Annotated in this window: 17 protein-coding genes; 7 read left to right on the forward strand and 10 right to left on the reverse strand. The window is 48.1% G+C overall.

Annotated elements, in window-relative coordinates; all coding sequences use genetic code 11:
- The first annotated feature begins 123 nt into the window (after positions 1-123).
- The gene (locus CI959_RS15205) at positions 124-1,299 is read left to right on the forward strand and encodes an ABC transporter permease (protein WP_057316621.1); all 1,176 of its coding nucleotides are present in this window, start codon (positions 124-126) and stop codon (positions 1,297-1,299) included.
- The gene (locus tag CI959_RS15210) at positions 1,283-2,491 is read left to right on the forward strand and encodes an ABC transporter permease (RefSeq protein ID WP_005855888.1); all 1,209 of its coding nucleotides are present in this window, start codon (positions 1,283-1,285) and stop codon (positions 2,489-2,491) included. Before CI959_RS15205 ends, CI959_RS15210 begins: the two co-directional genes overlap by 17 nt.
- Here the strand turns inward: CI959_RS15210 and CI959_RS15215 are convergent.
- The gene (locus CI959_RS15215; RefSeq protein WP_057316620.1) at positions 2,483-3,208 is read right to left on the reverse strand and encodes an MBL fold metallo-hydrolase; all 726 of its coding nucleotides are present in this window, start codon (positions 3,206-3,208) and stop codon (positions 2,483-2,485) included. The two genes, CI959_RS15210 and CI959_RS15215, sit on opposite strands and share 9 nt — an antisense overlap.
- A gap of 122 nt (positions 3,209-3,330) precedes the next feature.
- Here CI959_RS15215 and CI959_RS15220 point away from each other — a divergent pair, with 122 nt between their 5' ends.
- The gene (locus CI959_RS15220; RefSeq protein WP_011966493.1) at positions 3,331-5,058 is read left to right on the forward strand and encodes a tetratricopeptide repeat-containing serine protease family protein; all 1,728 of its coding nucleotides are present in this window, start codon (positions 3,331-3,333) and stop codon (positions 5,056-5,058) included.
- A gap of 52 nt (positions 5,059-5,110) precedes the next feature.
- On the opposite strand, the gene CI959_RS15225 is transcribed toward CI959_RS15220, so the two are convergent.
- The 3 genes from CI959_RS15225 to CI959_RS15235 form a co-directional block, all read right to left on the reverse strand.
- Positions 5,111-5,821 (reverse strand): phosphatase, encoded by a 711-nt coding sequence (locus CI959_RS15225; protein ID WP_005855893.1) that lies wholly within the window; start codon positions 5,819-5,821, stop codon positions 5,111-5,113.
- Positions 5,818-7,437: a ribosomal protection-like ABC-F family protein gene (abc-f, locus tag CI959_RS15230; RefSeq protein ID WP_057316618.1), complete on the reverse strand. Its 1,620-nt coding sequence runs from the start codon at positions 7,435-7,437 to the stop codon at positions 5,818-5,820. Before abc-f ends, CI959_RS15225 begins: the two co-directional genes overlap by 4 nt.
- Before the next feature lie 300 nt (positions 7,438-7,737).
- Complete coding sequence (locus CI959_RS15235) at positions 7,738-8,190, reverse strand: copper resistance protein NlpE (protein WP_008771778.1); 453 nt, start codon at positions 8,188-8,190, stop codon at positions 7,738-7,740.
- A 163-nt stretch (positions 8,191-8,353) separates the two neighbouring features.
- Here CI959_RS15235 and CI959_RS15240 point away from each other — a divergent pair, with 163 nt between their 5' ends.
- Positions 8,354-8,530, forward strand: coding sequence for a DUF4250 domain-containing protein (locus CI959_RS15240; protein ID WP_005855899.1), 177 nt, complete (start codon positions 8,354-8,356; stop codon positions 8,528-8,530).
- Between the two features lie 137 nt (positions 8,531-8,667).
- Here the strand turns inward: CI959_RS15240 and CI959_RS15245 are convergent, their stop codons facing one another.
- The 6 genes from CI959_RS15245 to CI959_RS15270 all read right to left on the reverse strand — a co-directional run bounded on the left by CI959_RS15245 (position 8,668) and on the right by CI959_RS15270 (position 13,216).
- Positions 8,668-9,528 (reverse strand): nitroreductase family protein, encoded by an 861-nt coding sequence (locus CI959_RS15245; RefSeq protein WP_008771779.1) that lies wholly within the window; start codon positions 9,526-9,528, stop codon positions 8,668-8,670.
- Between the two features lie 94 nt (positions 9,529-9,622).
- On the reverse strand, positions 9,623-10,624 hold the full coding sequence (locus tag CI959_RS15250) for a GGGtGRT protein (protein ID WP_005855903.1): 1,002 nt from the start codon (positions 10,622-10,624) through the stop codon (positions 9,623-9,625).
- Positions 10,625-10,633: 9 nt separating this feature from the next.
- On the reverse strand, positions 10,634-10,825 hold the full coding sequence (locus CI959_RS15255) for a hypothetical protein (protein ID WP_005855905.1): 192 nt from the start codon (positions 10,823-10,825) through the stop codon (positions 10,634-10,636).
- Positions 10,818-11,510, reverse strand: a complete 693-nt coding sequence (locus tag CI959_RS15260; RefSeq protein WP_005855907.1) for an iron-sulfur cluster assembly scaffold protein — start codon at positions 11,508-11,510, stop codon at positions 10,818-10,820. The genes CI959_RS15255 and CI959_RS15260 overlap by 8 nt, the downstream gene beginning before the upstream one ends.
- Before the next feature lie 123 nt (positions 11,511-11,633).
- Complete coding sequence (locus CI959_RS15265; protein WP_008771780.1) at positions 11,634-12,080, reverse strand: OsmC family protein; 447 nt, start codon at positions 12,078-12,080, stop codon at positions 11,634-11,636.
- An 11-nt stretch (positions 12,081-12,091) separates the two neighbouring features.
- Entirely contained in the window at positions 12,092-13,216 is a 1,125-nt protein-coding gene (locus tag CI959_RS15270) for a TlpA disulfide reductase family protein (protein ID WP_008771781.1), read from the reverse strand.
- Between the two features lie 421 nt (positions 13,217-13,637).
- On the opposite strand from CI959_RS15270, the gene CI959_RS15275 reads away from it, so the two are divergent.
- From CI959_RS15275 to CI959_RS15285, 3 genes are all read left to right on the forward strand, one after another.
- Positions 13,638-18,629, forward strand: a complete 4,992-nt coding sequence (locus tag CI959_RS15275; RefSeq protein WP_057316616.1) for a type ISP restriction/modification enzyme — start codon at positions 13,638-13,640, stop codon at positions 18,627-18,629.
- A 358-nt stretch (positions 18,630-18,987) separates the two neighbouring features.
- Positions 18,988-20,631, forward strand: coding sequence for a diphosphate--fructose-6-phosphate 1-phosphotransferase (locus tag CI959_RS15280; RefSeq protein WP_005855923.1), 1,644 nt, complete (start codon positions 18,988-18,990; stop codon positions 20,629-20,631).
- A 128-nt stretch (positions 20,632-20,759) separates the two neighbouring features.
- Positions 20,760-23,057 carry a beta-galactosidase gene (locus CI959_RS15285; protein ID WP_036628908.1) on the forward strand — a complete coding sequence of 766 codons (2,298 nt, stop codon included), beginning with the start codon at positions 20,760-20,762 and terminating at the stop codon, positions 23,055-23,057.
- Positions 23,058-23,233: the final 176 nt, after the last annotated feature.

The following is a 23,233-nucleotide window of genomic DNA, read 5'->3' on the forward strand; positions in this document are numbered from 1 at the left end:
CTATCCAGTTGTAGAGACGGGGCGTGCCCCGTCTCATCCCCTCGAAATAGTATTTAAAGTTACTGTCGGACGGTGGGAGACGGGGCACGCCCCGTCTCTACAACTAAATAATTTATTGTCGCTATGCTAAAGAAGAGTCCTTTCTATATGGTTTTACGTCGGGAACTGGATCGCATGGTTTCCCGGAGGTTATATTTCGGGGTGTGTATCGTGTTGCCTTTGTTCTGTATATTCTTCATGTCTACGATTTTTGGAAGCGGGCAGATGGAGAATATACCGATAGCGGTAGTAGACCAAGACAACACCTCCATGTCTCGGGAGATCATCCGGCAGGTAGAGGCGGTACCGACTTTCCGGGTAACCCGGCATTATACGGACCAAGAGACCGCTCGCCATGCTACCCAAGCAAAAGAAATCTACGGTTATTTAGTGATCCCCAATCAGTTTGAGGCGGATGCCACGGCGGGGCGTGACGCTACTTTATCGTATTATTACCACTATGCCTTGTTGAGCGTGGGCGGTGAGGTACGTGGGGCCTTCGAGACCCTGCTGCGTACGCTTTCCCTCGCCCCGGTGGTTGTGCAAGCTACGGCGATGGGGCTGGGGGAGAATCAGATAACCACCTTCCTATTACCGGTACGATCCAGTAGCCACCCGCTGTTCAACCCGGATCTGGATTATTCCGTTTATCTGAGCAATCCTTTTTTCTTTGTCTTTTTCCAAGTGATCATTTTGCTGGTTACGGTGTACGCTATCGGTAGTGAGATCAAGTTCCGGACAGGCGATGAATGGCTGGAGGCGGCACGGATGAATATGTTCGTGGCGGTGGTGGGCAAGCTGCTCCCTTATACGACTATCTTTTGTATCATGAGCGTCTTCGCTAACTATATCATGTTCGGGGTCATGCATATTCCTTTCGCTTGCGGTTTCTGGCCATTGAACTTGACGGCGATCTTATTCGTGGTCGCTACGCAAGCGTTGGCGGTATTCCTGTTCTCGTTGTTTCCCGCTATAGCGATCGTGATTAGCGTGGTGTCTATGGTCGGTTCGCTGGGGGCTACTTTATGCGGCGTTACTTTCCCGGTCGATTCCATGTACGCTCCCGTACATTACGCCTCGTACCTGTTTCCGGTACGGCATTTCGTGGAGATCAACCAGAACTTATTGTATGGCGATTACGGATTCCCTTATACATGGGTAAACGTAAGTTCGTTGTTTGCGTTTATGTTATTGGCATTGGTGCTGTTGCCACATTTGAAAATCGCTATTTTAAGTCATAAATATGAGAACATCCGATAATATGAAAGGAACCTTGGCGGATATCGCTTCCTTGGTCAAGGACGAGTTTAAGACGATCTCCACGAGCTACGCTATCTTGCTCGTCTTGGTAGGAGGTATATTTCTCTATGGCCTGCTGTATAATTATATGTATGCCCCGGATCTGGTGCGTAACGCCCCGGTGGTAGTCGTCGATGACTCAAAGACCGACTTGAGCCGGGAGTACATCCGTTTGCTGAACGCCACTCCGCAAGTCTCGGTAATCGCCGATGGTTTGGATTACGCTGAGGCGCAGGAGTGGATGAAGGAGGGGGATGCCGTAGGTATCTTGTATCTTCCCTCTGATTTCGAGACCCGGGTGGCACGAGGGAATGAGTCCCTGTTTATCATGTACCAGACGACAAGCGCCTTCCTATATTATATGGCGATGCAGGAGGCTTCCAGCGGTGCCATGTTGGCGTTGAACGATCGGTATCGTCCGGAGATGTTGGTGTTCTTGCCCCAGCAAGACGCTTCCAAGATCGTTTCGGCGCAACCCATATCAGTGGTCGGGACGGCGTTGTATAATTTTACGGAAGGATATGGAACCTATTTGATCCCGGCGGTATTGATCGTCATTATGTTCCAGACCTTGTTGATGGTGATCGGTATGATAAGCGGGGAAGAGCGGGATTCGGGTACCATCGTTCGTTTCGCCTCCGAGGGATTATCCTTTGGCCGGATCGCTAGGGTGATAATCAGCAAGACCTTTGTGTATTGCGTATTGTATACGATTTTCGCTTTGTTCTTGTTGGGCTTGATACCGCTATTGTTTGGCCTGCCGGATATCGGTAATTATCTGAACACCTTGATCCTGCTGATACCCTTTCTGTTGGCTACCAGCTTCTTTGGGCTGGCCGCCTCTTATTTCTTTACGGACTCGGAGGCTCCGTTATTGATGATCGCCTTCTTCTCGGTAGGCTTGATCTTCCTTTCCGGAGTCTCTTATCCCTTGGAATTGATGCCTTGGTATTGGCAGATGGCCCATTATATCATTCCGGCGGCTCCCGCTACGCTGGCCTATGTACAGCTTAACTCGATGGGAGCGTCGATTGAGCAAGTCGGTGTGGAGTACGTGACGTTGTGGGTGCAATGCGTCGTTTATTTCCTCTTGGCTTGCTGGGTGTACCGGCGGAATATCTTAAAGGCGAGCCGTGCCTTGTCGTCATTGTAGCTCCCGTATCCTCACGTCGATGCCGCTACCTTTCAAGGCGTCTTTCAATTCGCCTATCTTCGTATCCCCGTAATGGTAAGGGTATAAGATTTTAGGCGAGAACATCCGGGCCGCTTTCGCCGCTTGCGGGACGGTCATGGTATAAGGCTGGTTGATGGGAAGGAAAGCGATGTCGATGTCTTTCAGGTCTTTCATCTCCGGGATGTTTTCCGTATCGCCGGCTATATAGACTCTTAGTCCATCGAACGTGAGGATATAGCCATTATCCCGGTGGCGGGGGTGATATTTATCCCGTCCGGGTGTGGTGTTATAGGCAGGGACGGCCTCTATCTTCATATAGCTGATGGAGGTATCCGTATCGCCGTTTTTTAGGACCTTCCCTTTTCCCAGCTTCTTTTGGCTGTTCTCGTTGGCGATGATTTCCGTACTGTTTTTCTCGACAGCTTGTATCGCTTTCGGGTCCAGATGATCGCCATGCTCGTGGGTGATCAAGATGATATCGGCTTTCGGGAAAGTCGTATAATCGGCGTATTCGGAGACAGGATCTACCTGTATCGAATGATTGTCGTACGTAAGCATCAGGCTGCCATGCTTGATGAACGTGATGGTCAGTTCTTTTCCGCTCTTGGTCTTGAAAGAATCCGAGGCGAAGTTACTAGCGGAGGCTAAGCTCGCCATGAATAAACTACACATAAGCATACATGTTTTTAGTCTCATAATCTTGCGGTTTTTTAGTGTTTCCGCAAATATAATCATAATAGATTAATTCCCTAATTTGTTCGGCTATCCGGTATAAATATTTACATTTGCGACGTATATTCTGATAACATGAAAACGAAATGAGAAGAATTGTTCTGTTGATTACGATTTGTTGCCAAGTATTTTGGGTGGCGGCGCAAAAGAAAGCGCCCAAATGGATGGATAAGCAACGAAAGGCGGTGGTTACCGTCACCACTTATGGAAAAGATAACCAGAAGAAAGCGTCCGGTACGGGATTTTTCATAACCGAGACCGGTGAGGCGTTGTCCGGCTATTCCTTGTTTAAGGATGCGGCGAGGGCGACCGTGACCGACGCTGACGGAAAAGAATATCCGGTAAGCCGCATCTTGGGGGCTGATGAATTATATGACGTGATCAAGTTCAAGGTAGAGGTGCCGAAGAAAGCCGTGTTCTTGCCGATCGCCCGTGAGCCGATCTCGCAAGGAGCTACCGCTTATCTGATGCCTTACTCGACCGGTAAGATCACGAAGTTCGGGGAAGGACCGGTCTCGGAGGTCAGTAAGTTGAAGGAGCCGTTCAGCTATTATAAATTGTCGATGGCGCTGGAAAGCGGGCAGGTAAACGCTCCTGTATTGACGGCGGACGGCGAGGTGTTCGGCTTGGCGCAGGAAGACGCGTCGGGGAAGAAGGAAGATTCCTACGCGGTCTCGGCGGGATATGCGAATAGCTTGACGATTCAGTCGGCGGACGCCTTTAATTCCACCTATAGCCGGATTGGTATCCGGAAGGCGTGGCCGGCGGACGCGAGCCAAGCGCAGGTCTCCTTATACCTGATGGCAAGCTCGCAAGACCCGAAGACGTATCTGGCTACCTTGAATGATTTCATCGCCACTTTCCCGGATTCTCCCGACGGGTATTTGAACCGTGCCAATCATTACGCTTACCACCGTGCGGATCTGGCTCCTACGGAGGCCGAGCAGGGGGCTTGTCTGGATAAGGCGTTGGAAGATATAAACACGGCTTCCCGCTTCAGCGAGCGGAAAGGGGATGTCTGGTTCAACCGAGCCAAGCTGATCTACGGTGTGGCCGCCGCGGATACGACCTTGAATAAGGAGCAGTGGACCGTCGATGCCGCTACCGAGGCGATACAAAAAGCGATCGGGGAGGAGGACTTGCCGGTCTATCGCCAATTGGAAGGGGACATCCATTTTTATAAAGGAGATTTCGAGCAGGCGTTCGCTGATTATATGAAGGTGAACGATAGCGATATGGCTTCCTCTACCTCTTGGTATTGGGCGGCGAAGGCGAAGGCGAATATCCGGGGCGCTAACTTCGGGGATATCATCGCCTTGCTGGATAGCGCCATCGCCAAATGCGGCAACCCGCCAACGAACGAGGCCGCTCCCTATATCTTGGAACGGGTGGATCTCCGCTTGAAACTGATGCAATACAAGGAGGCCGTGGACGATTATGATTTATACTACGATCTCTTGAAAGGACAGGTCGGCGACCGCTTCTTCTATTACCGCGAGCAAGCGAAGTTCCGCATGAACGATTTCCCCGGAGCCTTGGCTGATATCCAATCCGCGATCCGCTTGAATCCGGGCGACCCGACTTATCCGGCGGAGGAAGCGTCCGTATATATCCGTATGGAAAACTATGATCAGGCGTTGAGGAGCTTAGAGAATGCCTTGCGGATCGCTCCGGATTTCGCCTCTTGCTACCGTCTGCGAGGCATCTGCTACGTCCGTCAGGGTAAGAAGGCGGAAGCGTGCGAGGCTTTCAACAAGGCGAAGGAGTTGGGTGATCCTGTCGTGGACAAATTAATAAAGGAACATTGTAAGTAAAGATGCACCCGGGCGGGTACGTACGTGTATCTGCCCGGATGTAAGGCACCGCTTATCTCCCTATGAACTTCTTGAACGCCTCTACCTTGTCGTTCAATATCAATTCCTCCGGAAATCGTGTCTCTTGCAATAACTCGTAGATATGATCGTACCGGGCTATATCGAAAGATATATGCGCGTCGCTACCTAAAATCACAGGAACCTCGTATTTCTTGCATAGGCGCAAGATCGTGAGGTTATTATCTCTGGCGGTGAGTTTCTTGCGGACCGGGTTGAGAGAGCTGTTGTTGATCTCCAGCAACGTGTGATGCTCTTTGGACGCTAATACGATAGGCTCGAAATCCACCTCTGCCGTACCGTCTCCCGGGTGACTGATGATGTGGACATGCGGGTTGCGGATCGCCCCGATCATCGCCTCTGTATTCTGCTCGACCGTTCCCGGTTTGTAGCAAAGCGAGTGGATGCCCGCTATCCGGATATCCAGCATCGGGAAGTACTCCTCGCCCAGATCAATCGTACCCTTATAGTCGATGATGTTCAATTCCGCTCCGAGCAATAACTCGACACCGTATATCCGGCGGGGAACCACATGTAGGTTGCGGAAGTAAATCGGGGAGCATGTCCCCGGTATGCCGGGGGCATGCTCTGTTATACCTAGTAACTTCAATCCTTTCTCGGAGGCGGCCACTGCCATTTCTTGCAGGGTGCTAAAGGCATGCCCACTGGCTACCGTATGGGTATGCACGTCAAGTAACGTCTTCATAAATTCGTCTTTAACCTACCCGCGAAGGTAGTTATTATTTGGTGGATACCCAATTCCCGAATAAAATAAGCGTCGTGCGAGATCAGCAAGATCGTGCCCCTGTACGCACGGACCATGGAGGTGATAATCTCGATGCTTTGGATGTCGAGATTATTGGTCGGCTCATCTAGGATAAACAGGTCCGGAGTCTGGTTGCTGATCATCAGGCAGCAGAAAGCCAACCTCATTTTCTCGCCTCCGCTCAGCTTCCCGCAGCTCTTCTCCCACGTGTCGTGCGGGAAGAGGAAACGGTTTAGCAAGGTCTTGATCTCGTGCTCTTGGAAATGACGCTCGTTGAAGGCTTGCGCTTGCTCGTACACCGTCCGGTCGTTCCGGACGATCGAGTACTCTTGGTCGATATAGATAGAGGAGAAATCCGCACGGATCAAGGAACCGCTACGAGGCGGTAACTGGCCGGTAATCAACTTCAGCAAAGTCGTCTTGCCGGAACCGTTATCACCTTGTATCAGCCACCGTTCCCCACTCTTGATCTGGAAGCTCATCGGGGAGGGCCATAGATCGCCGGCCTCGGCGTAACCGAAATTGATCTCCTTGGCGGTAACCAATATCTTGCCTTCGTGTAAGCCGGATGCGCTGAAATCCAGTTTCATGCCTTGAAGGTCGGGTAGGGAGGAGCGCATTTGCTTTAGCTCGTTGGCAAGGTTCTCCATCTTGTCCTCGTGAACCTCTTTTAGTTTGGAGGCGCTTTTCTCGGCGTTCTCCTTCAATCCGCCCATCATGATCCGGGGGATTCCTTTCCGGACGCTTTGCTTCTCTCCCCGGGATTCATGCTTTTGTTTTCGCTCGGCTACCTCACGGGCGGTTTTCCTGACCCTGCGAAGCTCTTTCTCCTTCGCTTCCAGTTTCTCTTGCATGGAAGCCTGTTCCTGTTCTTTTTGTTCCTTGTAGAAATCATAATTACCCCCGTAAAGGGTGATCCCCCCGACGGATAATTCCGCTATGGAAGCTAATAGGTTCAATAAGGTACGATCGTGGCTGACGACCAACAAGGTGATACGGCAAGACGTGATGAAATCGTATAACTTCTCCCGGCTACGCTTATCCAGATGGTTAGTCGGCTCATCCAATAGTAGGATCGAGGGTTGGTGGATCTCGATTCCGGAGAGGAAAACCTTGGTTTTCTCGCCGCCACTTAATGTGCGCATCGGTTGGGAGAGGAGGATATGCTCCAAACCCCAAGCGTGCAGGGCGGCGAGGCTCCGTTCCTCGATCGTCCAGTCATCCGCCAGCGTATTGAAATTAGAGAGGGAGGCGTCGCCCTCGGTAATCGCCCGCAAGGCTTCTAGTTTCCCGTCGATACGTAGGGCCTGGGCCACCGTCAGGTTATCATATTGCCCGAAATGCTGGGGTACGTAATAGGGTGGGGTCGGATAGATAATCTCCCCTTCCTGCGCTTGCAAGGTTCCAGCCAAGATACGGAGGAAGGTGGATTTTCCCGATCCGTTGTTCCCGACTAAGGCTACCTTTTGCCCCTTGTTGATCGTCAAGTCGATCCCCTTGAATAAGACTTGATTGTCCGGATGTATATACGTGATTTTTTGCGCTACGATACTCATAGTGTGAACTGATTTAAAATGTGAGATACTAAAATGGATAAGAAATACCGATGATGATCGGTTTCACTATAGCCTCGAATCTGTCGTCACGAAATCAGCCCTATACGGATAGAGGGCTTTCCGGATGGAAAGAACGACATCTTGAGATAAATTAAGCGGCTATTCTCATTGGAGTAATTATATAGTTATATAGGGACGCAAAGTTAGGAATAGTTTTGGGTTTAGGCAAATGAGTATATACTTTCATGTACAAAAGGGTATGCTTTTGCCCTTGAAAGTATATACTTATGGGGATAAAGCCTAGAATTTCTTTGTTTGCTTAAGGATATAGAACTTGGCTAAGTCGCCCGTGATGGGTTGCTTCTGCTGGTCCAGCATTTTCAGTTGGCCTTCCTCTACCTTATAATACGTGATATCTCCCCCTTCTTGTTTCGTTGTCAAGACGTTACCGTCCAGCGTGTAAGTTCCTTTATCATTAAAAATACCGTCTTTCTCGTCAATATATTCGGAGCGGAGGGTAAAGGTTTTATCCTTGTTCAATGTCAAGGTCGTTTTAATACCCGGCGAGCTGGCGGCCGGTAATGTCCCTTCGTAAACACCCCAGTAATCCAAGGAAGTCTCTGCGTTGTGCATATCCGGTACTTGGGCGGTTTCCTGCTTGTTCTTGTCTGTTTGCGTGGCGTCTGCCTTTGGGTTGCCGCTACAGCTGAATAGGGCTGCGGCTACCGCTACTACTAATACATATTTTTTCATGTCATTCAATTGAATTATAAGTTCTCGTTATTTAAAACCAGTTTGTAGGTTGTTTTGTTGCGTACCGATATTCAAATAATAAGGATCGTGTCTGGGTTCCATCTGGCGAAAAAGCATTATCTTTGTGTTGTAAAACATAGATAACATTTTTATTCGTAAGATTATGTCATTACCAAACGATCCGATGATGCTATTCAGCTTCATCAATATGAAACTTCGTGACAATTATTCTTCCCTCGACGATTTATGCGAGGATTTGCAAGTGAACAAGAAATCCCTTCTTACAAAGCTTAAAGACGCTGGTTTTGAATACAGCCCGGAGCATAATAAGTTCTGGTGATCGGGAGTGATCCTAGCCCGGTAAACCTATGAGATTCGAACCATAAGTCAATGACTTACGTATCGTAATCCATTGACTTACGATGCGTAATCCAATGGATCGCATACCCCGGTCGACAAGGTTGTCTCCATCAAGTCTCACTCGATATAGTTCTTGACGATCTCTTTCCGGTCCGTGTACTTCGGATACTTAAAAGCCGGTATGCCGAGCGCCATGATCGCTTGTATCTTGCCGTCGATCCCTAGAGTCTTGGCGAGCGTATCTTTTCCTTCCTGCCGGATAGCGGTGAGCACAAAGCCCATATAGATCTGGCTTACCCCAAGCGATTGCGCCATCAAGGAGGCGTTTTGATAAGCGAGGTTAGCGTCCTCACTTCCGAATCGGTTGGACTTCGGTGTATGGATCAGTAGCAGGGCGGTGGCTTTCCGGAGAATCGGATCTTTACCCGCCTTGTGTTCCTCTTTCAACCGATTGAATACCGGTACGTATTTATAGACATCCTTCATAAACGGCTTGACCACACATTTCACGACGGGATTCAATAATAGCTTCGCCAAGGAGTCGAACACGCCTATCGTATAATCGCTCACCTGCCGTAGCTTTCGCGGATCGGTGACGACGGTGAACGAGAGACTTTGGGAGTTTGTAGCCGTCGGCGCAGAATGAGCGGCCTCCACGATCTTGTCCAGCATCTCCTTGGGTACGGGCCTCGAGGTCAATGTCCGGTTGGAACGGCGTGACTTGATCAGCAACATCACCTGCTCCGGCGTAGGCATCTGGCTGTAATCGATCGTATGCGTTTTCTCCGGCGGGAATTCGCTGTGTAGCACGGAACCGGTCGGACATACGTCCACGCAATGCCCGCAAACGATGCAGCTTTCCACACGTACCAGCCCGATCGTCTCTCCGGCCCTTTCTTGCGTGAATATATCCGAAGGGCATACCCGTACGCATTTCCCGCATTTGATGCAACTCTCTTGGTCTATGTTTAGTGTCATCCTTTTCCTCCTTTTGATAAGTAAAATAAAAACTCCTGCAACCATCAAGATTACAGGAGTCTATATATAAACAATTATTTTATTGTTTAGTTGATTACTTCTTCATAGCTTCCTCGATAGCAACCGCTACGGCAACCGTAGCACCTACCATCGGGTTGTTACCCATACCCAAGAATCCCATCATTTCTACGTGAGCAGGAACGGAAGAAGAACCAGCGAACTGAGCGTCACCGTGCATACGGCCCATTGTGTCCGTCATACCATAAGAAGCAGGACCAGCGGCCATGTTGTCCGGGTGCAAAGTACGGCCCGTACCACCACCAGAAGCAACAGAGAAATACGGGTGACCGTTCTCCATACATTCTTTCTTATAAGTACCGGCTACCGGGTGTTGGAAACGAGTCGGGTTTGTAGAGTTACCCGTGATAGATACGTCAACACCTTCCTTACGCATGATAGCTACACCCTCACGAACGTCGTCAGCGCCGTAGCACTTAACTTTCGCACGAAGACCGTTAGAGTAAGCTTTCTCCTCGATAACGTTCACCTCACCTGTCATGTAGTCGAACTGAGTCTGTACATACGTGAAACCGTTGATACGAGAGATGATCTTAGCGGCATCCTTACCTAAACCGTTCAAGATAACACGCAACGGCTCTTTACGAACCTTGTTTGCCATCTCGGCGATCTTGATAGCGCCCTCAGCTGCGGCGAAAGACTCGTGTCCAGCCAAGAAAGCGAAACACTTCGTCTCCTCACGAAGCAAACGAGCGGCCAAGTTACCGTGGCCGATACCCACCTTACGGTCATCCGCAACAGAACCAGCGATACAGAATGCCTGCAAACCGATACCGATAGCCTCGGCAGCCTCGGCAGCGTTCGTACAACCTTTCTTGATAGCGATAGCGGCACCTACTACGTAAGCCCAGCAAGCGTTCTCGAAACAGATCGGTTGAGTTTCCTTACACATTGTATAAGGGTCGATACCCTTAGCATCGCAGATAGCCTTTGCGTCTTCGATACCGTTGATACCATATTCGTTTAATACCGCGTTGATATGATCAATACGACGGTCATAACTTTCAAATAAAGCCATATTATTTTTTTACTTTTTAAAATTCTTATTTACTAGGAATAAAGATATCAGAAAGTTGAAAACCAATACACCGCCACAACAAGCCACGTAAAACGCCAACCACGGTTTCTCCGGCTTCATCACGAAATACGTGATAAGCGTAGCCACAGCCGTGATAACACTCAGCCCGATGAGGACACGTGTAAATGTTTTCTTATTCATTACGAGGATCGATATATTTTACAGCTTCTTTGAAACGACCGTAAGAGCCTTTCGCCTTTTCCAGTGCCTCGTTAGCGTCCATACCCTTCTTAACCATATCCATGAATTTACCCAAGTGGATGAATTCATAACCGATTACTTCGTCATCAGCGTCTAATGCCATGCGCGTGCAATATCCCTCGGCCATCTCCAAGTAGCGGGGACCTTTAGCCAATGTACCGAACATCGTACCCACTTGGCTACGCAAACCTTTACCAAGGTCTTCCAAGCCAGCGCCTACAGGCAGACCTCCCTCTGAGAAAGCGGACTGTGTACGACCGTAGACGATCTGCAAGAACAACTCGCGCATAGCGGTGTTGATAGCGTCACAAACAAGGTCTGTGTTCAATGCTTCCAAAAGAGTTTTACCCGGAAGGATCTCAGAAGCCATAGCCGCTGAGTGAGTCATACCGGAACAACCGATTGTCTCTACAAGAGCCTCTTGGATGATTCCTTCTTTAACGTTTAATGTCAGCTTACATCCACCTTGTTTCGGCGCGCACCAACCGATACCGTGAGTCAAACCAGAGATATCAGTGATCTGAGTTGCTCTAACCCACTTTCCTTCTTCAGGAATCGGAGCGCACTGGTGGTTAGCTCCCTTCTTTACAACACACATGTGTTGAACTTCATGTGAATAAATCATAATCGCTAATTTATTATATTAAAGTGTAATAAAACCTTATGCTAATTTTATAGTAATATCGCTTTCTCTAAAGATCGCACAAAGATAGATTTTTTAATCCAGCCATGCAAGAGGCGGGATTTGTTATTTGTCGTTAGGGTATGGTTTTAACGGTTCCCCATTTAACAGGATCTCGTACGTGATAGGGGCGATCTTTTTCATCATAAGGCCTACTCCGCAATATTTTTCTTGCGACAAGCGGATCGCCTTGTCTATCTTGGCTGCGTCTTCCTTGTTCCCTTGGATATGGTAGGTCATGTGGAATGCGGTGTATACCATGGGGATGGTGTCGGAGCTCTCGGCCTTCACGTCAATGGATACTTTCTCGAAACGTACCCTCATCTTGTTGAACAAAGGGATTACGTCCATGGCGCTGCATCCGGCTAAGGCTACGAGCATTAGGGCTTTGGGACGGGGGCCCTCGTCGTTGCCCCCGTTCTCCATATCCCTGTCTATTGTCACCTTATGCCCGTCTAGCAAGGTCTCGAATGTCAAGTCCTTTTCCCAGTTTAGAGTGATTTGAGCGGACATGTTATTCTTGTTTATTTTAGTATTTCTTGAAGTTTAGCGTCGATCTCCTCGCCATGTAGGTTCTTGGCGATGATCGTTCCGTCCTTATCCACCAATACGGTGTGAGGGATGCTGTTTACCCCGTATAGTTGAGCACCGGAGTTTTTCCAGCCTTGCAAGTCGGAGAGTTGGGTCCATGTGATATTCAGGTCCTTTACGCCTTTCGCCCATGCGTCAGCCTTGCTATCCAAGGAGATACCAACGATCTCGAAACCTTTGTTCTTGTATTTCTTGTAAGCGGCTACCAAATTCGGCATATCCCGGCGGCAAGGAGGACACCAGCTTGCCCAAAAATCGATCAACACGATGTTCTTGCCATTGCCTACGAACTCGGATAGCTTGTGCGTCTTACCGTTCGGGTCGGCCATCTCGAAGTCCACGAACTTCTTGCCTACGGCTACGGTTTTCAGTACATCTAGGTGAGCCATGAGCTTATCGATGTTCGGAACGGCCTTGAAAGCGGAGTCCGCCTTGGCGATAATCTCGTTCTGGGCAGCCTCGTCCAAGCTATAACGGAAATCGTATAATAACTTGGCGGCGGATTGCTTGGTCGTATTATTCAATATGTAAGTCTTGACGGCATCGGTTACCTTTTGGTCGATCTCGTCATATTTCTTCTCGGCGGCGCTTACGACTTCCTTGTCCTCAGATTTCATGTCGGCGGAAAGCTTCTCCAAATCCGCACGCAAAGTCTTCATTTGTGCTTGCAGGGCTTTCAATCCGTCATTCTCCGGTGTTCCAGAAACGGCGGAAGCGGCCTCGTCAAGAACAGCCTGTAATTTACCGTTCTCCAGTACGAATACGCTTGTAAAAGGAGCGTTCTCGCCGGAAGCGGCACGTTTGGGTTCCACGACATCCTCGGCGAAGGCGAGTTTGCGTAGGGCAGGGGCGTTCTGTGTTCCCTTGAACGTGAACGTGCCGTTCTGCACCAATGCGCTATCCATTGGGGCGGCGTCTTGTACGCCATATTCATACAGGTAAACGTATTTTCCGTTTAGATCGGTGTTCGCTACGGTACCGTTGATCTCGTAACCCGGTTTTTCGCTGCATGCGGCTAGGAGCAGAGCTGATGCGGCAAGAGTAAGATACTTTTTCATTTTGTATTTGTGTTATGTAAGTAATGTATTAAAATATGGAATATTGACTTCGCGAATATACGAAGTCTTTTGGGAAAAAACGTTGCCCGATGACATTTACATAAGGCTTTGCTCCGAAAAAAGAAATATTCTCGCTTATCTTATCTGTAGAAGAGTGAATTTTTAAGTATAGTGTTGTTTTTCAATTTATTGCAGTTTTGTTGTTTTTTATGCTTAGGAAACTTTAGTTTCTTCTAGGGAAAACAAAAGTTTTCCTATGAATAAACAAAAGTTTCTCCCGTATAAAACTCTTGTTTCTATCGGAAGAAACAGATGTTTCTTTTAGAAGGTCGGCTATGTCTCCAATGAAAATCTGTCCGAGTTATTGAAATAAGTGGAGTTTTATGTACTTTTGAGGACTAAACAACGGACGATTGAGACAATGACATTTAAAGAAGTACTTCAAAGATTCCGTACCGGATCTTTTACCGAAAGAGAAAAGGGAGCGAAGTTTGAGAAACTGATGAAGAGATGGTTCCAAACGGACCCTCGCTATGCGGATAAATTGCAGGAGGTTTGGCTTTGGGAGGAATTTCCGGGAAAAAAGGATTTCGGCGGGAAAGATCTTGGTATAGACTTGGTGGCGAAAACTGATTTGGGTGATTATTGGGCCATCCAGTGTAAATGCTATGACGAGAAGGCCGTCATAAGCAAGGCGGTCGTAGACTCCTTTATATCCACCGCTCATCGTGCGTTTATAGATGATTTAACCTTGAAGACCACGTATTTCAGTAACCTGATCTGGGTTTCTACCACCTTGCGCTGGGGAGCGAATGCGGAAGAGACGTTGAAAGGTCAAGACATTTCGGTGACTCGTATCAATATGCATGAGTTGGAGGCTTCTCCGGTTGATTGGGATAAACTCTTGAAAGGGGATACGGGAAAAGCGGCTTTACGGGAAGGTAAACAGCCTCGCAAGCATCAGTTGGAAGCGATGAAAGCGGCTCATGAATATTTTAGGGTACATGACCGGGGAAAACTAATCATGGCTTGTGGAACGGGAAAAACGTACACCTCCTTGGAGATCATAGAGCAAGAGACCGGGGGCAAGGGACTGATTTTATTCATGGTCCCCAGTATCGCTCTTTTAGGACAATCGCTGAATGCTTGGATGACAGATACGAAATACAGGATGAAGGCTGTTTGTATTTGCTCGGATTCCAAGGCTTCCAAAAGGAACGATTTCGATAATGACGAGACGAGTATCATCGATAACCCATTGCCCGCCACGACAAATATCAACTCGATAAAACGGCAATTATTAGGCTATAAGGATACGGACGGACTGGTTGTCGTATTCTCGACCTATCAAAGTATAGATGTCTTGGCCGAGGCGCAGCGAGCGCTATTGGAGGCTGATCCGTCTTATGGTATATTCGATTATATCGTTTGCGACGAGGCGCATCGGACAACCGGTTTTAAGCAAAAAGGTCGTGATGAGAGTCATTTTACTAAAATACATGACAATGACTTGATCCGGGGGAAAAAGCGTCTTTACATGACGGCTACTCCACGTTATTATAATGACAATGCCAAGGCGACGGCTAAAGACAAGGATTTAGTGTTGTGGAGCATGAATAACCCGGACTATTATGGCGAGGAGTTTTTCCGGATCGGATTCGGACGTGCCGTGCGTGAGGGACTGCTGACGGACTATAAGGTATTGGTGCTGACGATTAGCGAGGATGATATCCCGGATTCTATCCTAGAGGATGTCAAGGATAAGCAACAAAAGGAAATAAAGATGGACGACGCCAGTAAGCTCATCGGTTGTATCAATGGCTTGTCCAAACGTATAAAAGGAGATAAGGGGGTTACGAAGGAGGCGGACCCGGTATTGATGCGGAGGGCCGTGGCGTTTTGCTCGACCATTAATCCGAGTGAGCGGGGGAGCGGTATCTCTTCCAAGGGGTTTGCTGCCGTGATGCCTACGATGGTGAGAAAATATAAGGAATCCTTGTCGGAGGAAGTACGGGAAGAGGTCGTGGATATCGAGGTTCAACATATCGACGGGGCGATGAATGCCGCTACACGGGAGGAGAAGATCGCTTGGCTGAAGGAGGAGACCGGCAATCCGAACGAGTGCCGTATTCTATCGAACGTGCGTTGCTTGTCCGAAGGGGTGGATGTGCCGGCTTTGGACGCTGTTCTTTTTGTCGCTGCCCGTAATAGCGAGGTGGATGTCGTGCAGAGCGTGGGGCGTGTGATGCGTACGTTCCACAAGGGGGCTTCGGATGAGAAGAAATATGGTTATATCATTGTCCCGGTAGTCGTTCCGGCGGATGTGGAGCCGGAGAAGGCGATGGAGGATAACGAGCGTTTTTCCGTGGTCTGGAAAATCTTGAATGCCTTGCGTGCCCACGACGATGAGTTTAACGCTACGGTCAATAAGATACATTTGAATAAGGTGAAGCCTCCCAAGGTGGTTGTCGCCGGGATACCGCAAGGCTCGGGTCGGATGCACGGGAAGGATTGGATGCCCGATCCGCAGGATCAACAGACGGGGGCGACCGAGCTAAGTAATGAGGAAATCGCTCGCCAGTTGGAACTTCGTTTCGGTTCTTTGCAAGATGGGATCTACGCGAAGATGGTCGAGAAGGTCGGAGATCGCCTGTATTGGGAGAACTGGGCGAGGGAGATCGGCTTGATCGCCCAGAAATTTATAGAGCGCATCGCCCGTGTCGTGAAAGAGGGATTGCACAAAGAGGCTTTCGTTGAATTCTTGAATGGCTTGCAAAAGAACTTGAACCCTTCCATTGACGAGGGACAAGCGGTGGAGATGCTGGCGCAGCATATGATTACACGTCCGGTATTCGATGCCTTGTTTAAGGACTATCAGTTTGTCAAGAATAATGCGGTCAGCCGTAGTATGCAACGTATGTTGGAGCTACTGGAGAGCGAGGCCATGGAAAAGGATACGGAGGTATTGAATAAATTCTATGAGAACGTGCGCATGAACGTAGGCGATATTGACAATCTGGAAGGAAAGCAGACGCTTATCAAGAATCTGTATGAGAAGTTCTTCAAGGGTGCTTTCCCGAAGACCGTGGATAAGCTGGGTATTGTTTATACACCCGTGGAATGCGTGGATTTTATTATCCATTCCGTTGACGATATCTTGCGCAAGGAATTTGATTGCAGCCTTTCGGATGAGAATGTGCATATCTTAGATCCTTTCACGGGGACAGGTACTTTCATTACCCGTTTGCTACAAAGCGGTTTGATCCGTCCGGAGGATCTGGAACGTAAATATAAGAATGAGATTCATTGCAATGAGTTGGTCTTGCTTGCTTATTATATCGCTGATGTCAATATCGAGAGCGTCTTTCATAGTCTCGTAAAGCGAGATACTTATTTGCCGTTCGAGGGCATTTGCTTAACGGACACTTTCCAGACAACCGAGAACGAGGAGAATGTTTTGGATCAGACTTGGTTTCCCGAGAATGCGGCGAATGTGGATAAGCAAAAGAAAGCTCCGGTACGGGTTATAATGGGTAATCCTCCGTACTCGGTCGGACAGAAATCGGCGAATGATAATGCGCAGAATTTGAGTTACGCTCATTTGGATAAACGGATTGCCGAGACGTATGCCAAAGCCGCTCAAGCGACTAATAAGAACTCTCTTTATGATAGTTATATTAAGGCGTTTCGTTGGGCGAGTGATCGTATTGCGGATTGCAAGGATGGGGGTGTGGTAGCTTTCATTAGTAATGGGGCTTGGATTGATGGAAATGCTCAAGAAGGATTTAGGAAATGTCTTGAGGATGAATATTCGAGTGTATATGTGTTTAATTTAAGGGGAAACCAACGTACGAGTGGTGAGTTATCTCGTAAAGAAGGCGGTAAAATATTTGGTTCAGGTTCTCGTACGCCTATATCAATTACCTTTTTAATAAAGAACCCGGAAAAGAAAGGAAAAGCGACGATTCTGTATCATGATATTGGTGATTATTTATCTCGTGAGCAGAAGCTTAAAAAGATAAGTGAGTTTGGTTCCGTTGATTCTAGTAAATTACAATGGGAGATTGTTGCTCCGAATGAGAAAGGGGATTGGATTAATCAGAGAGGGGATGTGTTTGATTCTTTGATACTTTTGGGTGATAAGGATAATAAAGCTAATAAGCAGACTCTATTTAATGCTGTTTATGCAAGAGGCATAGGTTCTTCCCGCGATTCATGGGCTTATAACTATTCGAGACAAAAAATGCTTGAGTCAATGAAACGATCAAATGAGTTTTATAATGAGCAAAGATTAAAATATCAAGAGTATAAAAGGTATAATCCGAATATTGATGTTGTGAGTTTTATTGACAATGACCCATTAAAAATAAGTTGGAGTAGAGCTTATAGACAAGATGTAGAAAAAAATAGAGAGCATTTTTATGATGTTAAATATGCCTCTATAGGGTTGTATCGCCCATTTTCAAAGCAAAATTTATATTTTGATAAGACTGTTTTAAATGATGTAGGACCTGTTTTTAATATGTTTCCGACTTCTATTCATCAGAATTTAGTGATTTGCGTGAAAGGAATCGGAGATAAAGATTTCTCTTGTCTAATTGTTGATTGCATTCCTGATCTTCAGGTTATTTTTAATGGTCAATGCTTCCCTCTCTACTGGTACGAAGAAAACAAGAACAAGCAACAAACCTTGTCCTTATTCGATACCGAATCAAGCGATGATTACATCCGTCGAGACGGAATTACCGACTGGATACTGAAAGAAGTCCGTACCCGTTTCGGTAATGCCCGGAAGATCACGAAAGAAACCATCTTCTACTATGTGTATGGCTTGCTTCATTCCCCGAAATACCGGGAAGCCTTTGCGGCCGATTTGAAGAAATCCTTACCACGTATCCCGATCGTGGAAGATATAGACGCATTCCTCGATTTCTCCTATGCGGGTAAGCAACTGGCTAATCTGCATCTGAATTATGAGGAAATACCTGCGTATGAGGGCGTGACAGTCATTGGCGACAGGCAAAAGGAGGAAGCCCCGGATGGTCGTATGATTGCCGGAACTACGGATCTATATGCGGTCAAGGTGGATTATAAATACTATGAGGTAGAGAAAATGCGATTCCCCAAAAAGGGGCAAAAGGATACGATTATCTACAACAGCTCGATTCGCATAGAGAACATACCCGATGAGGCGTATGAGTACATCGTGAACGGTAAATCCGCTATCGAATGGATCATGGAGCGCTATCAAGTGAAAACCGATCCAAGTAGCTTGATCAAGAACGATCCGAATGACTGGAGCCGTGAGCATGATAACCCCCGTTATATCTTGGACTTGCTACTCTCCGTAATCAACGTGAGCGTACAAACCATGGAGATCGTCAAAAAGTTACCGGATTTAAAGTTGGAATAAGAAAATAGTAAAAGGGGCTTCTTGTGAGGAATTGATATTTATTATTTTATAATCTAGAGATACACCTAGGGATAAAGCTTGCATGCATATAAAGTCTTTATGTAAAGGAGCTAAAAAGGTGTGTTTATACGATAAAGTATTATGTATTTGGGGCGGACGATGAAGGAGTTGATCTATATTGTCAGACCTGTTTTAGGAAATCGGCTTGTAAAGTGTTAATCATTCCTTCGGAACCAATTTTAGGGTGATTTTTCAATGAACATATCCCCCTGTCTTTTTATTAATACGGATTTTTTTCCTTATATTCGCGTCACTTTTGAACACGTATCAAATAATTTCTAAATAAATCAATTAAGAAATGACAAAGAGTGCATTACAAATCGCAAGAGCAGCTTACCAACCGAAGGTACCCGCTGCGTTGAAAGGTGCAGTGAAAGCCGTTGACGGCGAGTATACTCAATCAGTAGCCGATCAGGAAGAAATCAAGAAATTGTTCCCGAACACTTACGGAATGCCGATCGTTACATTCGAGAAGAGTAACGAGGAGAAGGCTATGCCTGTCATGAACGTTGGTGTGATCCTTTCCGGTGGTCAGGCTCCCGGTGGTCACAACGTGATCGCTGGTTTGTTCGACGGTATCAAGGCTCACAACGCAGATTCTCGTCTGTATGGTTTCATCTTGGGCCCGGGCGGTTTGATCGATCATAAATATATGGAATTGACGGCTGATATTATCGACGAGTACCGTAACACGGGCGGTTTCGATATGATCGGTTCCGGACGTACGAAATTAGAGACGAAAGAGCAATTCGATAAAGGTCTTCAGATCTTGAAAGAGCTTGATATCAAGGCTTTGGTTATTATCGGCGGTGACGATTCTAACACGAACGCTTGCGTATTGGCCGAGTATTACAAGGCTATTGGCGCCGGCGTACAGGTAATCGGTTGCCCGAAGACGATCGACGGCGACTTGAAGAACGCCCAGATCGAGACCTCTTTCGGTTTCGACACGGCTTGTAAGGTTTACTCCGAGGTAATCGGTAACATCCAACGTGACTGTAACTCCGCCCAGAAATACTGGCACTTCATCAAATTGATGGGTCGCTCCGCTTCTCATATCGCTTTGGAGTGCGCTTTGCAGACTCAACCGAACGTTTGTATCATCTCCGAGGAGGTTGAGGAGAAGAATATGTCTTTGGACGATATCGTTACTTACGTGGCTGGTATCGTGGCTAAACGTGCCGCCGAGGGTAATAACTTCGGTACGGTATTGATCCCTGAGGGCTTGATCGAGTTCGTTCCGGCTATGAAACGCTTGATCGCCGAGTTGAACGACTTCTTGGCTAAGCACGACGCTGAGTTCAAGATGATCAAGAAGAGCGAGCAACGTGCTTATATCATCAGCAAGTTGACGAAGGAGAACTCTGATCTGTATGCTTCTCTTCCGGAGGGCGTAGCTCGTCAGTTGTCTTTGGACCGTGACCCGCACGGAAACGTACAGGTTTCTTTGATCGAGACTGAGAAGTTATTGTCTGAGATGGTTGGCAAGAAATTGGCTGAGTGGAAGGCCGAGGGCAAGTACGTAGGCAAGTTCGCCGCACAACACCACTTCTTCGGTTACGAGGGTCGTTGCGCCGCTCCGTCTAACTACGATGCGGACTACTGCTACTCTTTGGGTTACACGGCATCTTGCTTGATCGCCGCCGGTAAGACAGGTTATATGTCTTCCGTACGTAACACGACCGCTCCCGCTGATCAATGGATCGCCGGTGGTATCCCTGTTACTATGATGATGAACATGGAGAAACGTCATGGCGAGATGAAGCCGGTTATCCAGAAGGCTTTGGTTAAGCTTGACGGCGCTCCTTTCAAGGCGTTCGCCGCTAACCGTGACGAGTGGGCTTTGACTACTAGCTATGTATATCCGGGTCCGATCCAGTACTTCGGTCCGACGGAGGTTTGCGACCAGCCGACTAAGACTTTGCAGTTGGAGCAAGCTTAATACAGACTTATACATTATAAATATATAAGCTAGAGAGGATGTCATTTATTTGGCATCCTCTTTTTATTTACATACATTTGCCACGAGATCTTAAACCTAAAAATAAATCTTTATAACACATGGATTCCATGAAAAAGAAAATCGCCTATCTATTGCTCCTTTTGATGCTGATACCTGTCGGCTCGTTCGCCAAGGAGAAACGTACGTTCGAGATCAAGGACGGTCATTTTTATGTAAACGGGAAGGTAACCCCGATCCTCTCGGGTGAGATGCATTACCCTCGTATCCCTCATCAATATTGGCGGCATCGCCTTCGGATGATGCGAGCGATGGGCTTGAATACGGTCGCTACCTATGTCTTCTGGAACCTGCACGAGACGGAGCCGGGTAAATGGGATTTCGAGGGAGACAAGAATCTGGCCGAGTATATCCGGATAGCGGGAGAGGAGGGATTGATGGTAATCCTCCGTCCCGGCCCGTACGTATGCGCCGAGTGGGAGTTCGGTGGTTATCCGTGGTGGTTGCAGAATATACCGGGCATGGAGATCCGCCGGGATAACCCGGAGTTCTTGAAACGCACGAAGCTTTATATCGATAAGCTTTACGAGCAGGTCGGCGACTTGCAGGTATCGAAAGGCGGCCCTATCATCATGGTGCAGGCCGAGAACGAGTTCGGCTCTTACGTGGCGCAACGTAAGGATATCCCCTTGGAGGAGCATCGCCGCTACAACGCCAAGATCAAGCGGCAATTGGCGGACGCCGGTTTCAACGTGCCTCTGTTCACCTCGGACGGAAGCTGGTTGTTCGAGGGCGGTTCCACCCCGGGAGCGTTGCCTACGGCGAACGGGGAGAGCAACGTGGAGAACTTGAAAAAGGTGGTGAACGAGTATCACGGGGGAGTAGGCCCGTATATGGTAGCCGAGTTTTATCCCGGTTGGCTGATGCACTGGGCGGAACCATTCCCCGATATAAGCGATTCCGGCATAGCGAGGCAGACGGAGACGTACCTCCAAAACGATGTCTCTTTCAATTTCTATATGGTTCATGGCGGTACGAATTTCGGTTTCACCAGTGGCGCCAATTACGACAAGAAGCATGATATCCAGCCGGACTTGACCAGCTACGACTACGACGCCCCGATCAGCGAGGCGGGTTGGGTGACCCCGAAGTTCGACTCGATCCGCAACGTGATCCGGAAATACGTCACTTATGACGTCCCCGAGGCCCCAGCCCCTATACCGCTGATCGAGATCCCGTCGATCTCCTTGACGAAGGTAGCCGATGTGTTGGCCTTGGCGAAAGAAGGGGAACCGGTAGCGTCTCCGACACCTCTCACGTTCGAGCAATTGAACCAAGGATACGGCTACGTCTTGTACTCTACCCATTTCAACCAACCCCTGAAAGGCCGTTTGGAGATACCGGGCTTGCGTGATTACGCTACGATCTACGTGGATGGCGAGCGTGTCGGCGAGTTAAACCGTTGCTTCAACCAATATGCGATGGAAATCGATATCCCGTTCAACGCTACCTTGGACATCTTGGTGGAGAACATGGGGCGTATCAATTATGGCGAGGAGATCGTACGCAATACGAAGGGGATCATCAGCTCGGTCAAGATTAACGGCAGCGAGATATCGGACTGGAAGATGTACAAGCTCCCGATGGACCGGATGCCGGCTTTGGTCTCCGGCGAACCTTATGTCTATAAGAATGGCTCGCCCGAGGTAGCGGCGTTGGGGAATAAGCCGGTTCTCTACGAGGGAACCTTCCACCTGTCCGATACCGGCGATACGTTTATCGATATGGAGGATTGGGGAAAGGGCATTATTTTCATCAATGGCATCAATATCGGTCGCTATTGGTACGCCGGCCCTCAGCAAACGCTTTACATACCGGGCGTATGGCTGAACAAAGGAGAGAATAAAATCGTTATTTATGAGCAGCTGAATAATGACCGGAAGTCGAGCGTACGGACGGTCAAGACTCCTGTCTTGACAAAACTAAAGAAAATTGCAGCCATGGAGAAAAAGAATCGTTTGATGGAAAAAACAGTAAGCCCGTTTAGCGTGGATGAGACGATGCGGCGGATCGAGGAGATTATCAAGTCTCAAGGAGGTTCCGTGTTCGCCATGTTCGATCATGGGCGAAACGCTAGCGAGGTAGGGATGAAGCTGCCTCCGAATAAGGTGATCGTCTTCGGCTCACCGAAAGTCGGGACTTTATTGATGCAGCAAGATCCGTCTATCTCTTTGGAGCTGCCGCTACGTATCTCCGTTTGGGAAGATGCGGACGGCAAGGTTTGGGTCGGTTCCCCGAATCTGGAGACGATCGCCTCCGAATACGGGATGGAAAACAGCGGCGTCATCGAGAAGATGCAAGAGGCCGTAACGAATATCGTGAGTAAATCGATAGCTGGTAGCCGGTAAGGCTCATGGATCTAATGCGATAAGAGCTTAGGAGGATGTCGGTAAAACGGCGTCCTCTTTTCTTTTATATGGCCCAAGAGACTCATTTACCGTGCTGTAGATTGATAATAAGGTTTAAAAGTCTTTGGAAAAATTAGGAATAGATTGTATTTTTTATGCGGTTTTTAACATATTGT

The organism is Parabacteroides sp. AT13, from assembly GCF_002272965.1.
Taxonomy (GTDB): Bacteria; Bacteroidota; Bacteroidia; order Bacteroidales; family Tannerellaceae; genus Parabacteroides; species Parabacteroides distasonis.

What these genes read in the sequence shown, in the direction of transcription:
- CI959_RS15250 (WP_005855903.1), bottom strand. Translation starts at nt 10,624, where the DNA reads ATGGCTTTATTTGAAAGTTATGACCGTCGTATTGATCATATCAACGCG.
- CI959_RS15255 (WP_005855905.1), bottom strand. Translation starts at nt 10,825, where the DNA reads ATGAATAAGAAAACATTTACACGTGTCCTCATCGGGCTGAGTGTTATC.
- CI959_RS15270 (WP_008771781.1), bottom strand. Translation starts at nt 13,216, where the DNA reads ATGAAAAAGTATCTTACTCTTGCCGCATCAGCTCTGCTCCTAGCCGCA.
- CI959_RS15285 (WP_036628908.1), top strand. Translation starts at nt 20,760, where the DNA reads ATGAAAAAGAAAATCGCCTATCTATTGCTCCTTTTGATGCTGATACCT.
- CI959_RS15235 (WP_008771778.1), bottom strand. Translation starts at nt 8,190, where the DNA reads ATGAAAAAATATGTATTAGTAGTAGCGGTAGCCGCAGCCCTATTCAGC.
- CI959_RS15205 (WP_057316621.1), top strand. Translation starts at nt 124, where the DNA reads ATGCTAAAGAAGAGTCCTTTCTATATGGTTTTACGTCGGGAACTGGAT.
- CI959_RS15265 (WP_008771780.1), bottom strand. Translation starts at nt 12,080, where the DNA reads ATGTCCGCTCAAATCACTCTAAACTGGGAAAAGGACTTGACATTCGAG.
- CI959_RS15215 (WP_057316620.1), bottom strand. Translation starts at nt 3,208, where the DNA reads ATGAGACTAAAAACATGTATGCTTATGTGTAGTTTATTCATGGCGAGC.
- CI959_RS15210 (WP_005855888.1), top strand. Translation starts at nt 1,283, where the DNA reads ATGAGAACATCCGATAATATGAAAGGAACCTTGGCGGATATCGCTTCC.
- CI959_RS15280 (WP_005855923.1), top strand. Translation starts at nt 18,988, where the DNA reads ATGACAAAGAGTGCATTACAAATCGCAAGAGCAGCTTACCAACCGAAG.
- CI959_RS15245 (WP_008771779.1), bottom strand. Translation starts at nt 9,528, where the DNA reads ATGACACTAAACATAGACCAAGAGAGTTGCATCAAATGCGGGAAATGC.
- CI959_RS15225 (WP_005855893.1), bottom strand. Translation starts at nt 5,821, where the DNA reads ATGAAGACGTTACTTGACGTGCATACCCATACGGTAGCCAGTGGGCAT.
- CI959_RS15220 (WP_011966493.1), top strand. Translation starts at nt 3,331, where the DNA reads ATGAGAAGAATTGTTCTGTTGATTACGATTTGTTGCCAAGTATTTTGG.
- CI959_RS15260 (WP_005855907.1), bottom strand. Translation starts at nt 11,510, where the DNA reads ATGATTTATTCACATGAAGTTCAACACATGTGTGTTGTAAAGAAGGGA.
- CI959_RS15275 (WP_057316616.1), top strand. Translation starts at nt 13,638, where the DNA reads ATGACATTTAAAGAAGTACTTCAAAGATTCCGTACCGGATCTTTTACC.
- CI959_RS15240 (WP_005855899.1), top strand. Translation starts at nt 8,354, where the DNA reads ATGTCATTACCAAACGATCCGATGATGCTATTCAGCTTCATCAATATG.
- abc-f (WP_057316618.1), bottom strand. Translation starts at nt 7,437, where the DNA reads ATGAGTATCGTAGCGCAAAAAATCACGTATATACATCCGGACAATCAA.